The sequence below is a fragment of the Micromonospora matsumotoense genome (assembly GCF_900091525.1).
Taxonomy (GTDB): domain Bacteria; phylum Actinomycetota; class Actinomycetes; order Mycobacteriales; family Micromonosporaceae; genus Micromonospora; species Micromonospora matsumotoensis.
Window position 1 is genome coordinate 1 of sequence record NZ_FMCU01000034.1, and the last position, 12,663, is coordinate 12,663.

Genomic DNA, 12,663 nt, shown 5'->3' on the forward strand with positions numbered 1-12,663 from the left:
CCTGCCCCGCCCCGTCCTTCCCTGCCCCCGTCCTGCCCCGCCCCGTCCTGCCCCGCGCCGCCCGGCCCGCCGGCACTGCCCCACGATGATCCACTCCCGTGGGTCGAAATAGCGGTGTCCCAGGGCCGCGACAGCGCCATTGGGGCGATATTGAGTTGATCATCGCCTCGCGTCAGCGCGCATTCGGCACGGCCGCCGCCAGGGCCGCTGGCGGCGTAATGCTGGTGGCGCGACCATTGGCGGCCTGACGACTGGGCGGCCTGGACGCTGGTGGCGGAACCGGGGTGCTGGAACGACGAAGGCCGCTGGCCGGGTTTCCCCTGGTCAGCGGCCTTCGTGTGCTGGTCTCGGCTTCCTAGCAAGTGTGCCCCCGGCAGGATTCGAACCTGCGCCACCGCCTCCGGAGGGCGGTGCTCTATCCCCTGAGCTACGGGGGCTCAGCGACCCGAGAAGAGTAGCAAACCCCTCCGGGATCACCGAATCGCCACCCGGCCCCCACCGGCGCATCCCGCTGACCTGCGTGATCATGGTGACGGGGCGGGCCGGGGTCGACCGCGACGCCCGTCGGCGGCGGAACGTCACCGGCGGCCGGACCGGGCGGATCGGTCACCGGGCGGGCCGGGCGGGACGCCACCGCCGCCGGTCGGGCCGGTCGGGCGGGACGCCACCGCCACCGCCACCGGTCGGGCCGGGCGGATCGCTACCGGTGGCCGGATGGGCGGTCAGGCGGCGGCCAGGGTGCGGCCGCAGCTTGGCAGCGGATGCAGGGCGATGCGCCGGGGGAGCCGGCGGGGCCATTCGTTGCGGGGCCAGGAGCCGTCCACGATCAGGTGCACCGGGTGCTGGTCGGCGCCGCTGAGCCGGAACACGAAGTCGCGGGGCAGCGGTGGGTCCACGCTGGGCGTGGTCACCATGAACCGGACCCGGCCCCGGGACGACACCGCCGAGATGACCTCGGCGGCCGGCATGGTGCCCCGCAGGCGTATCCGGCCGATCCAGTAGACCTCCGCGTCGTGCTCCTGGGCGGCCCGGGTGATGGCCGGGTACTCGCCGCGTACCCAGTGCTCGACCGCGCCGACGCAGAGCCCGCAGGCCCGCTCGCGCGGCTCCCGCGGACCCAACCCCCAGGCCCGCAGGTACGCCCCGACGGTGCCGGCGTCGATCGCCAGGTCGAAGCGGTGCTGGATCAGCGCGGCGAGGCTCTGCCGCGTCCACAACTCCTCGTCCAGCCCGAACTCGTCGGGGTGGACGCCCCGTAGTACGTCGATCAGTTCGAGTTCCTGTTCCCGGCTGAGCGCTCCCGACTCGCCCTGCCGGTGTCCGCGACGGGCGGCTGCCACCGCTCCGTCACCGCCGATGGTGTGGCGTCGGCACCAACTGGTGACCGAGCGCCGCGCGTCTCTGAGTGCAACCCCCACGTCCTGCGCAACGAGCACGAATCGCAACTGGTCACGATATGTGGGTAGAAAACTCTCGTAGACCCTCAAAGGTGCAGACAGCGCTAAAAATACAAATCGCCCATAACCCGCGTTACGGGTCTTCGCGCTCCATGTCGCCGCGTGCCGCCGGGTCCGCACCCGCGTCGGCGAGGGAGGCGGTGACGCGCGGAGGCCCGCGTCCGCCGGGGCGGGACGCGGGCCTCTCGACGTGCGGGGACGGGGTCAGCCCCCCAGGCGCTTCAGGGCGTTCTGCAGGTTGGTCAGGTCCGTCTGCTGGGTGTTCTTCATGGTCTGCGCGACCTTGCGGACGTCGTCGTCGCCACCGGCGTCGAGGATGCCCTGGATCATGTGGATGCCGCCGAGGTGGTGCTTGATCATCATCTGGAGGAAGAGGACGTCCAAATCGCGCCCCTGGGCGACGCGCAGCTTCGCCATCTCCTCCGGGGTTGCCATGCCCGGCATCAGACCGTTTTCGATCTTGCCGGTGCCGTCCGGCATCCAGGCCATCCGGGGCTGGTCACCGGTCGGGTCGAGCCCCCACGACCGCAGCCAGGTCTGCATGGTGCCGATCTCGCCCTGCTGGCCGGTGGCGATGTCGCCGCCGATCTGACGTACCTCCGGGTCGGTGCCCCGGTCGAAGGCGATCAGCCCCATCTCCACCGCCTGGGCGTGGTGGGTGGTCATGTCCCGGGCGAAGCCCGCCTCCGCCGAACTGTCGCCCGGTCGGGTCAACGTCGGGGTCAGCAGACCACCGGCGTACCCGAGGAGGAGACCGACCACGACGGCGGCGGTCAGGGCGAGCACGCCGTAGCGGCCGGCGGGCCGCCGGTCACCGGAGGTGGTGACCGAGGGCTCGACGGGCGGCGTGTCGGTCGTCGTGGGGGCGGTCATCGCCACGTCCTCACTGGGTCGGCTGCTGCTGTTGCTGCGGGACGTTGTCGCGCGGGGCGGTGCCGGTGGCCGTGATGCCCTGGCCGCAGTTGGCGTTCGGACCCTCGACCGAGGCGTTCACCCGCAGCGTCTTGATGAACTCGTCGATCCGGCTGTCGTCGGCGTTGTCGACCTTGAGCTGGTAACCCCACGCCTGGAGCGAGATCGGCTTGTCCAGCCCCTCGAACGGGCTGAGCATGACCTTCTCCACGCCCTGCGTCTTGCTGCGGAGCTTGCTGACCTGGTCGGCCGGCAGGTCGGGGCGGTAGGTGATCCAGACCGTGCCGTGCTCCAGGCTGTGCACCGCGTGCTCGTTGGCGATCGGGGCGTCGTAGACGTCACCCATGCAGTTCTGCCAGGCCGGGTTGTGCGGGCCGGCCACCGGCGGGAGGACGTCGTACTTGATCGCCCCCTGCTGGTGCTGGCCACCCTGGACGAGTTTCTTGTCCTTGTCCCGGAAGTCGACGATGCCGTCGATGTCGGCGGCCCGCTGCTCCCACGACTTGGAACCCTGGAAGGCCGCGTACGCGCCGTAGCCGATGATCGAGACGGCGAGCACGCCGACGGCGACGAACAGGGCGATCGGGCCCCAGGACCGGCCCTGGCTCACCTTCACCGGCGTGATCGGCTTGCGGGGGCCCTTACCGCCCGACGTCTGCCGGGGCGCGGCCGCGGACTTGCCGGCCCCGGGCTTGGCGCCGGACGCGGGCCGGCCTGCCGCCGGCTTCTTGCCGGTGCTGACCACGGTCGGACGGCGCTCAGGGCCGCCCGGGGTGCTGATGCTCATCGTGCCTCGTCAGGTCGGTCGGTCAGGGGATGGGCGGGCCGGGTGACGCTCAGGGTCGCCGCCGAGTGCCCGAGTCTACCCCCGATAACATGGTTCGGTGACTCCCGCAGAACTCGCCGAGGTCGTCCTCTCCGCAGCCCACGCCGTTTTCACCGCGCGTGGGCTCGACCCCGCCGCGCTTCCGGCGCGTACGGCGGTGGAGCGACCGCGCAATCCCGACCACGGCGACTACGCCTCGACGCTGGCCCTCCAGCTCAGCAAGAAGGTGGGCGTCCCGCCCCGGGAGTTGGCCGCTGCGCTGGCCGAACAGCTCGGGCGGGCGGCCGGGGTCAAGTCGGTGGAGATCGCCGGCCCCGGGTTCCTCAACATCCGGCTCGACGCCGCCGCCGCCGGCCAGCTCGCCCGGGTGATCGTCGAGGCCGGCCCGGAGTACGGCCGCAGCGACCGGCTCGCCGGCCAGCGGATCAACCTGGAGTTCGTCTCGGCCAACCCGACCGGCCCGGTGCACATCGGCGGGGTCCGCTGGGCCGCCGTCGGCGACGCGCTCAGCCGGTTGCTGCGGGCCACCGGCGCCGAGGTGGGCACCGAGTACTACTTCAACGACGCCGGGTCGCAGATCGACCGGTTCGCCCGGTCGCTGCGGTGCGCCGCGAAGGGCGAGCCGGCCCCCGAGGACGGCTACGGCGGGGCGTACATCGCCGAGATCGCCGCGCAGGTCCGGGCGATCCGGCCGGACGTGCTGGACCTGGCCGACGCCGAGGCCCAGGAGGTGTTCCGGGTCGAGGGTGTGACGTTGATGTTCGCCGAGATCAGGTCCTCGCTGCGCGGCTTCGGGGTGGAGTTCGACACCTACTTCAACGAGAAGGACCTGCACGACCGGGGCGAGCTGGAGCTGGCCCTGGACCGGCTGCGCGCACAGGGCCACCTGTACGAGGCCGACGGGGCGACCTGGCTGCGCACCACCGACTTCGGTGACGACAAGGACCGGGTGCTGCGCAAGTCCAACGGCGAGTGGACGTACTTCGCCGCCGACTGCGCCTACTACCTGGACAAGCGGGAGCGCGGCTTCGAACGGGTCGTGATCATGCTGGGCGCCGACCATCACGGCTACCTCGGGCGGATGAAGGCGATGTCCGCCTGCTTCGGCGACGACCCGGCGGTCAACCTGGAGATCCTCATCGGCCAGCTGGTCAACCTGGTCCGCGACGGCGTACCGGTGCGGATGAGCAAGCGGGCCGGCACCGTGGTCACCCTGGAGGACCTGGTCGACGCGATCGGGGTGGACGCCTCCCGGTACGCGCTGGCCCGCTACTCCAGCGACTCGCCGATCGACATCGACGTGGAGCTGTGGACCCGGGCCACCCGCGACAACCCGGTCTACTACGTGCAGTACGTCGCCGCCCGGACGGCCAGCGCCGCCCGGCAGGCCGGCGAGGTCGGATTGGTGCGCGGCAGCGGTGCCGACTTCCACCCCGAGCTGCTCGCCCACGACAAGGAGAACGAGCTGCTCAAGGCGCTCGCCGAGTTCCCCGCCGTGGTCGCCGCCGCCGCCGAACTGCGTGAGCCGCACCGGGTGGCCCGCTACCTGGAGGAGCTGGCCGGGGCGTACCACCGGTTCTACGACGAGCCGGCCTGCCGGATTCTGCCGCGCGGCGACGAGCCGATCGGCGACGGAAACCGGGCCCGGCTCTGGCTCAACGACGCCACCCGCACGGTGATCGCCAACGGGCTGCGCCTGCTCGGCGTCTCCGCCCCGGAGAGGATGTAGCCCTGATGCGTACCCGAGGAACGGGCCTGCGTCCGCAGGTCGGCGGAGCGGGCCGGCGGTCGCCGCGGCCCCGGGGCGGAGGTCGCTGATGCGTGCCCACGAAGCCGGTGCGATGCACGGCGACATCGGTGACCGGGGGCCGGGCTGGCTGCGTCCGCCGGCCGACATCAACGCCCTGGTCCCGCAGCTCTGGCCCCGCCGGGTCGCGCGCGGCGCGGGCGGCGCGCTGACCGTCGCGGGCCTCGACGTCCGCGAGCTGGCCGCCGAGTACGGCACCCCGGCGTACGTCCTCGACGAGGACGACCTGCGCTCGCGCGCCCGGGACTTCCGGGCCGCCTTCCCCGACGCGGACGTCTACTACGCCGGCAAGGCGTTCCTCTGCCGGGCGGTGGTCCGCATGATCGCCGAGGAGGGCCTGCACCTGGACGTCTGCTCCGGGGGCGAGCTGGCCACCGCGCTGTCGGCCGGGATGCCGGCGGAGCGGATCGGCTTCCACGGCAACAACAAGTCGGTTTCCGAGCTGACCCGGGCGCTGGACGCCGGGGTGGGCCGGGTCATCCTCGACTCGTTCACCGAGATCGACCGGCTCACCGCGCTGGCCCGGGAGCGCGGGGTCCGCCCCGCCGTGCTGATCCGGGTCACCGTCGGGGTGGAGGCGCACACCCACGAGTTCATCGCCACCGCCCACGAGGACCAGAAGTTCGGTTTCTCGCTGGCCGGTGGGGCCGCCGCCGCAGCCGCCTTCAAGGTCATCGACGAGGGTGTGCTGGACCTGCGCGGGCTGCACTCGCACATCGGCTCGCAGATCTTCGACACCAGCGGCTTCGAGGTCTCCGCCCGCCGGGTGCTCGCCCTCCAGGCGCAGATCCGCGACGCGCGCGGGGTGGAGCTGCCCGAGCTGGACCTGGGCGGTGGCTTCGGCATCGCGTACACCACCCAGGACGACCCGGCCACGCCGGACGAGCTGGCCAAGCGGCTCCGCAAGATCGTCGACTTGGAGTGCGCCGCGGAGAACCTGGCCGTGCCGCGGCTGTCGATCGAGCCGGGCCGGGCCATCGTCGGGCCCGCCGTCTTCACCCTCTACGAGGTCGGCACCGTCAAGGACGTGGACGGGCTGCGGACGTACGTGAGCGTGGACGGCGGGATGAGCGACAACATCCGGACCGCGCTCTACGACGCCTCGTACTCGGCCACGCTGGCCGGGCGGGCCTCGACCGCCGAGCCGTTGTTGGCCCGCGTGGTGGGAAAGCATTGTGAGTCCGGGGACATCGTGGTGAAGGATGAATTCCTGCCCGCCGACGTGCAGCCCGGAGATCTTGTCGCCGTACCCGGCACGGGGGCGTACTGCCGGAGCATGGCCAGCAACTACAACCATGTGCCCCGACCCCCGGTGGTCGCGGTGCGTGACGGCCGAGCCCGGCTGATCGTGCGGCGGGAGACCGAAGAAGACCTGCTCGCTTTGGATGTGGGATGACGTCACCTGTGCGCTTGGCCCTGCTCGGCTGCGGAACGGTCGGTAGCGAGGTGGTCCGGCTGCTGCACACGCAGGCCGCCGACCTGGCCGCCCGGATCGGTGCTCCGCTGGAGATCGCCGGCATCGCCGTACGGCGGGTCGGCCGGGATCGGGGTGACCTCCCCGTCGACCCGGCGCTGTTCACCACCGACCCGCTCGGCCTGATCAAACGCGACGACGTGGACGTGGTCGTCGAGGTGGTCGGCGGCATCGAACCGGCGCGGAGCTGGCTGGTGGAGGCGCTGCGCGCCGGCAAGAGCGTGGTCACCGCCAACAAGGCGCTGCTCGCCGAGGACGGCGCGGCCCTGCACGACGCGGCGGCCGAGGGCGGAGCCGACCTCTACTACGAGGCGTCCGTCGCCGGGGCGATCCCGCTGCTGCGTCCGCTGCGCGAGTCGCTGCACGGCGACCGGATCAACCGGGTCACCGGCATCGTCAACGGCACCACCAACTTCATCCTCTCCGCGATGGACGCCACCGGCGCCGGCTTCGCGGAGGCGCTGGACGAGGCGACCGAACTGGGATATGCCGAGGCCGACCCGACCGCCGACGTGGAGGGCTTCGACGCCGCCGCGAAGGCGGCCATCCTGGCCTCGCTCGCCTTCCACACCCGGGTCACCGCCGCCGACGTGCACCGCGAGGGCATCACCGAGGTCACCGTCGCCGACATGGCCAGCGCCAAGGCGATGGGCTGCACCATCAAGCTGCTCTGCATCGCCGCCCGGGGCACCGACGAGGCCGGCCGGGAGACGGTCAGCGTCCGGGTGCACCCCGCGATGATCCCGCTGACCCACCCGCTGGCCAGCGTCGGCGACGCGTTCAACGCGGTCTTCGTCGAGGCCGAGGCGGCCGGGCAGTTGATGTTCTACGGCCGGGGGGCGGGCGGGGCGCCGACCGCCAGCGCGGTCCTCGGTGACGTGGTGGCGGTGGCCCGCAACCGGCTCGCCGGGGCGTACGCGGCCAGCGAGTCCGCGTACGCCGACCTGGCGGTCCGGCCGATGGGCGAGGCGCTGACCCGCTACCACATCAGCCTCGACGTGGTCGACCGGCCGGGTGTGCTCCAGGGGGTGGCCGGGGTGTTCGCCCGGCACGACGTCTCCATCGCCACCGTCCGGCAGGGGCCGGCCGGCGGCGGCCCGGCGGGTCGTGGCGAGGACGCCGACCTGGTCATCGTCACCCACGTCGCCCCGGACGCCGCGCTCGCCGCGACGGTACGGGAGTTGCGCGGGCTGGACATCGTCCGCTCGGTGGCGAGCGTGCTGCGGGTCGAGGGCGGCGCGTGACCCGGCGTCTCGCCTGATGGTTATCAGTGGGTGTGCCGGGGACCGGTCGGCGAGGCTGGTCCAGGCTGGCAGGGGCTCCGGCACGACCGGGGCGGCAGAGGCGAGGAGAGCGACATGTGGCGGGGTCTGATCGAGACGTACCGGGACCGGCTGCCGGTCACCGACGCCACGCCCGTGGTCACCCTGCACGAGGGGAACACCCCGCTGCTGCCCGCGCCGGCGCTCTCCGCCCGGCTCGGTGCCGACGTCTATCTGAAGGTCGAGGGGGCCAACCCCACCGGCTCGTTCAAGGACCGGGGCATGACGGTCGCCGTCTCCAAGGCGGTCGAGGCCGGCGACAAGGCGATCATCTGCGCCTCCACCGGCAACACCAGCGCCTCCGCCGCCGCGTACGCGGCCCGGGCCGGGATCACCTGCGCGGTGCTGGTGCCGCAGGGCAAGATCGCGCTGGGCAAGCTGGCCCAGGCGCTGGTGCACGGGGCCAAGCTGCTCCAGGTGCGGGGCAACTTCGACGACTGTCTCGCGCTGGCCTCGAAGCTCGCCCAGGACTTCCCCGTGGCCCTGGTCAACTCGGTCAACCCGGACCGCCTGCACGGCCAGAAGACGGCCGCGTTCGAGATCGTCGAGGCGCTCGGTGACGCCCCAGACATCCACTGCCTGCCGGTCGGCAACGCCGGCAACATCTCCGCCTACTGGATGGGTTACTCGGAGGACCTGCGGGCCGGCAACGCCACCCGCGCTCCGAAGATGTACGGCTTCCAGGCCGCCGGCGCGGCCCCGATCGTCAGCGGTCAGGTGGTGCCGGAGCCGTCGACCATCGCCACCGCCATCCGGATCGGCAACCCGGCGAGCTGGACCAAGGCGCTCGACGCCCGGGACGCCTCGCAGGGGCTGATCGCCGCCGTGACCGACCGGGAGATCCTCGCGGCCTACCGGCTGCTCGCCCGGGAGGTGGGGGTCTTCGTCGAGCTGGGCAGCGCGGCCAGCGTGGCGGGGCTGCTCCAGCAGGGCGCGGCGGGTCAGGTCCCGGCCGGCGCCACCGTGGTCTGCACGGTCACCGGCCACGGCCTCAAGGACCCGGAGTGGGCGATCTCCACCGCGCCCGCGCCGATCACCATCGCCAACGACGCCCTGACCGCCGCCCGCTCCCTCGACCTGGCCTGATCCCACCCCTGCCGGCCGCCCCGGCGACCGGTGCGGCGGTCACCCGCCGCCTGACCGGCGCGGCCCCCGCCGCCCGGTCGATCCGACCGGCGGCGGTTTCCTGCGGTCGTCGGCCCCGACCGGGAGGCGGTGACCCCGTGCGGGGCAGGGGAGACCGGGTCGGGCAGACTTCGTAGACGCCTGTCCCCTCTCCCAGGAGTGAGCCACGCCGATGTCGCTGCTCGCCAGATCCAGCCTCGCCAACCGGGGGCTCGTCGCCCTGATCGCGGTGGTGACCGCGGCGTTCGGGGCGTTCGCCGTCCCCTCGCTCAAGCAGCAGCTGCTGCCGTCGCTGGAGTTCCCCGGCGCGTTCGTCGTCGCGGTCTACCCGGGCGCCTCGCCGGAGATCGTCGAGGCGCAGGTCACCGAGCCGATCGAGAACAGCCTCCAGAGCATCCCCGGGCTGGAGAAGGTCACCTCCACCTCGCGGGAGGGGTCGGCGACGATCGCTGTGGAGTTCGTCTTCGGCACCGACATCGACGACGTGGCCAACAAGATGCAGACCGCGCTGAGCCGGGTCGACGCGCAGCTGCCCGACGACGTGGACCCGCAGGTCATCACCGGCAGCACCGACGACCTGCCGGCCGTGGTGCTGGCCGCCACCGGCGGCGGTGACGAGCAGGCGCTCGCCGCGAAGCTGCGCGACACCGTGGTGCCCGAGCTGGAGGGGATCGACGGCGTCCGGACGGTCGCCGTGACCGGCACCCGCGACCAGGTCGTGACGATCGTGCCCGACCCGGCGAAGTTCGCCGCCGCGAAGCTGAATCCGACCGCCATCGCCACCGCGCTGAAGACCAACGGCATCGCCGTGCCGGCCGGTGCGGTCGTCGACGGCACCAGCGCGCTGCCGGTGCAGGTGGGCGCCCCGGTCACCACCCTCGACGAGTTGCGCGGCATCGCGCTCACCCCGACCGCGCCGAAGGCCGTCCCGGTCCGTCTCGGTGACGTGGCGACCGTCGAGCAGCAGCTCGCCCCGGCCACCGCGATCACCCGGACCAACGGCAAGGAGAGCATCGGCGTCCAGGTCACGGCGGCCCAGGACGGCAACGCCGTCCGCATCTCGCACGACATCCGGGACCGGCTGGACGACCTCAGGTCGGCCTCCGGCACCGAGCTGACCATCGTGTTCGACCAGGCCCCGTTCGTGGAGAAGTCGATCGAGAGTCTGACCACCGAGGGGCTGCTCGGCCTGCTGATGGCGGTCGTGGTGATCCTGGTCTTCCTGCTCTCGATCCGGTCCACCCTGGTCACCGCGGTCTCCATCCCGCTGTCGGTGGTGGTGGCGCTGCTCGCCCTCTGGGTCGGCGACTACTCGCTCAACCTGCTCACCCTGGGCGCGCTCACCATCGCGGTCGGCCGGGTGGTCGACGACTCGATCGTGGTGTTGGAGAACATCAAACGCCATCTGGAGTACGGCGAACCGAAACGGGACGCGATCGTCGCCGCCGTCCGCGAGGTGGCCGGGGCGGTCACCGCGTCGACGCTCACCACGGTCGCGGTGTTCGCGCCGATCGCCCTGGTGGGTGGCTTCGTCGGGCAGCTCTTCGCGCCGTTCGCGATCACCGTCACGGTGGCCCTGCTCGCCTCGCTGCTGGTGTCGCTGACGGTGATCCCGGTACTGGCGTACTGGTTCCTCAAGCCGCCGCGCGACGGCGCGGACGAGGCGGTCCGCCGGGCCGCCGAGGCCAAGGAGCTGCGCAGCCCGTTGCAGCGGGCGTACCTGCCGGTGATCGGGTTCGCCACCCGGACCCGCCGGACCCGGTGGATCACCGTGGCGGTGGGCGTCCTGCTGCTGTTCGGCACCTTCGGGCTGGCCCAGAAGCTGGAGACCAACTTCCTCGACGACTCCGGCCAGGACACCCTGAGCATCAGCCAGAAGCTGCCGGCCGGGTCGGGGCTGGCCGCCACCGACCAGGCGGCCCGCCTGGTGGAGGGGGTGCTGGGGCGTACCGACGGGGTCGAGACCTACCAGGTGAGCGTGGGCGGCAACGACCAGCCGTGGCTGGCGGGGGGTGGCAACAACACCGCCCGCTGGTCGGTGGCGCTCGGCGGTGACACCGACGCCAAGGAGATGAAGCAGGTCCTGCGCCGGGAGTTCGACAGGCTCGGCGCCGGGGCCGGTGAGCTGAGCTTCGACAACGGGCAGGGGGGCACCTCGGGCAACCAGTTGGAGGTGGTCGTCCAGGCCGCCGACACCGACACCCTGAACCGGGCCGCCGACCAGGTCCGGGGCGCGATGGCCGGCCTCTCCGGTGTCGAGGACGTCGCCACCAGCCTGGCCGACCGGGTGCCCCGGGTCGACGTCACCGTCGACCGGCTGGCCGCGGCCCGGGTGGGGCTGAGCGAGGCGGCGGTCGGGCAGTTGGTGTCGCAGGCGTACCGGGGCAGTCCGCTGGGCCGGGTGACGCTCGACGGTGGCCAGCAGGACGTGGTGCTGCGGACCACGGCCACCCCGCCGGCGACCGAGGAGCAGTTGCGGGCGTTGCCGGTGGGCCCGGTGAAGCTGGACGACATCGCCGACGTCACCCGGGGCGAGGGACCGCAGCAGGTCACCCGGATCGACGGTGAGCGCAGCGTGTCGGTGACCGGCACGGCCACCGGCTCCAACCTGGGCGCGACCACGACCGCGCTCAAGCAGCGGCTGGACGACCTGGACGTGCCGGGGGCGACGATCACCGTGGGCGGGGCGAGCGCCCAGCAGGAGGACGCCTTCGGCGACCTGGGCCTGGCCGTGCTGGCCGCGATCGCGATCGTCTTCCTGATCATGGTGGCGACGTTCCGGAGCATCATCCAGGCGCTGATCCTGCTGATCTCCATCCCGTTCGCGGCGACCGGCGCGATCGCCCTGCTGCTGGTCACCGGGACCCCGCTGGGCGTGCCGGCGTTGATCGGCGTGCTCATGCTGGTCGGCATCGTGGTGACCAACGCGATCGTGCTGCTGGACCTGGTCAACCAGTACCGGGCGCAGGGGATGAGCGTCAGCGAGGCGGTGGTCGAGGGTGGTCGACGCCGGCTGCGGCCGATCCTGATGACCGCGGTGGCCACCATCTTCGCGTTGCTGCCGATGGCCTTCGGGCTCACCGGGGAGGGTGGCTTCATCTCCCAGCCGCTCGCCGTGGTGGTGATCGGTGGCCTGCTCAGCTCCACCCTGCTCACCCTGGTCCTGGTGCCGACCCTCTACACGATGGTGGAGCACACCAAGGAGTCGCTGCGTGGGTGGCGGGCCGGCCGGCGGGGGAGGACCTCCGACGTCGACGCTCCGACCGGGACGCCCGCCGACCGGGACGCCGAGGTCCCGGCCCCGGTGGGTGCCCCGGCCGCCGAGGCGGCGACCGAGCCGCCGGCCCGGCCGACCCCGTCGGCGGCCCTGGTGGACGGCACGGACCAGTTCGAGGTGCTGCGGCTGCCGAAGAGCCGCCGGTCACCGCTGCCACCGGCCGAGTAACTCCGTCCACGGGCGACTGCGCCCACCGAGTAGCTCCGTCGAGGGGTTAGCTCCGTCGACCGGCCAGGGCCGGCGACCGAGTGGCTCCGTCGACCGAATTGGGCCGTCGACCGCGCCGCGACCGTCAGTCGGGTCGCGGCGCGGTCGACGCGCCAGGGCGTACCACGACCGCGACCGCGCCGGGCCAGGCCCGGCGCGGTCGTCGCCGTCCGACGCGCCCCCGGCCGGGACCACCTGCCGGGGGCGCGTCGTGCCGGGCCCGGGACATCGCGTCGACCGGGGGGTACGGTCACCC

8 protein-coding genes and 1 tRNA gene are annotated in these 12,663 nt (G+C 72.7%); 5 read left to right on the plus strand and 4 right to left on the minus strand.

Annotated elements, in window-relative coordinates; translation table 11 throughout:
- Positions 1-365: 365 nt before the first annotated feature.
- From GA0070216_RS32310 to GA0070216_RS32325, 4 genes are all read right to left on the minus strand, one after another.
- Positions 366-437 (minus strand) — tRNA-Arg (locus tag GA0070216_RS32310).
- Between the two features lie 285 nt (positions 438-722).
- Complete coding sequence (locus tag GA0070216_RS32315; RefSeq protein ID WP_091254293.1) at positions 723-1,418, minus strand: winged helix-turn-helix domain-containing protein; 696 nt, start codon at positions 1,416-1,418, stop codon at positions 723-725.
- 243 nt (positions 1,419-1,661) lie between these two features.
- On the minus strand, positions 1,662-2,330 hold the full coding sequence (locus GA0070216_RS32320; RefSeq protein WP_091254296.1) for a DUF305 domain-containing protein: 669 nt from the start codon (positions 2,328-2,330) through the stop codon (positions 1,662-1,664).
- Between the two features lie 10 nt (positions 2,331-2,340).
- Positions 2,341-3,156, minus strand: coding sequence for a thioredoxin-like domain-containing protein (locus tag GA0070216_RS32325; protein ID WP_091254299.1), 816 nt, complete (start codon positions 3,154-3,156; stop codon positions 2,341-2,343).
- A 97-nt stretch (positions 3,157-3,253) separates the two neighbouring features.
- Here GA0070216_RS32325 and argS point away from each other — a divergent pair, with 97 nt between their 5' ends.
- The 5 genes from argS (at position 3,254) to GA0070216_RS32350 (ending at position 12,368) form a co-directional block, all read left to right on the plus strand.
- Complete coding sequence (gene argS / locus GA0070216_RS32330; protein ID WP_091254301.1) at positions 3,254-4,924, plus strand: arginine--tRNA ligase; 1,671 nt, start codon at positions 3,254-3,256, stop codon at positions 4,922-4,924.
- Positions 4,925-5,012: 88 nt separating this feature from the next.
- Positions 5,013-6,398: a diaminopimelate decarboxylase gene (lysA, locus tag GA0070216_RS32335; RefSeq protein WP_091254304.1), complete on the plus strand. Its 1,386-nt coding sequence runs from the start codon at positions 5,013-5,015 to the stop codon at positions 6,396-6,398.
- 8 nt (positions 6,399-6,406) lie between these two features.
- On the plus strand, positions 6,407-7,720 hold the full coding sequence (locus GA0070216_RS32340) for a homoserine dehydrogenase (RefSeq protein ID WP_176739259.1): 1,314 nt from the start codon (positions 6,407-6,409) through the stop codon (positions 7,718-7,720).
- Positions 7,721-7,834: 114 nt separating this feature from the next.
- Positions 7,835-8,884: a threonine synthase gene (thrC, locus tag GA0070216_RS32345; RefSeq protein WP_091254309.1), complete on the plus strand. Its 1,050-nt coding sequence runs from the start codon at positions 7,835-7,837 to the stop codon at positions 8,882-8,884.
- 211 nt (positions 8,885-9,095) lie between these two features.
- A complete protein-coding gene (locus GA0070216_RS32350; protein ID WP_091254312.1) occupies positions 9,096-12,368 on the plus strand; it encodes an efflux RND transporter permease subunit in 3,273 nt (1,090 codons plus the stop codon).
- The last annotated feature ends 295 nt before the right edge of the window (positions 12,369-12,663 follow it).

Coding starts and splice junctions, on each gene's coding strand:
- GA0070216_RS32350 (WP_091254312.1), top strand. CDS start 9,096: ATGTCGCTGCTCGCCAGATCCAGCCTCGCCAACCGGGGGCTCGTCGCC.
- GA0070216_RS32325 (WP_091254299.1), bottom strand. CDS start 3,156: ATGAGCATCAGCACCCCGGGCGGCCCTGAGCGCCGTCCGACCGTGGTC.
- lysA (WP_091254304.1), top strand. CDS start 5,013: ATGCGTGCCCACGAAGCCGGTGCGATGCACGGCGACATCGGTGACCGG.
- thrC (WP_091254309.1), top strand. CDS start 7,835: ATGTGGCGGGGTCTGATCGAGACGTACCGGGACCGGCTGCCGGTCACC.
- GA0070216_RS32320 (WP_091254296.1), bottom strand. CDS start 2,330: ATGACCGCCCCCACGACGACCGACACGCCGCCCGTCGAGCCCTCGGTC.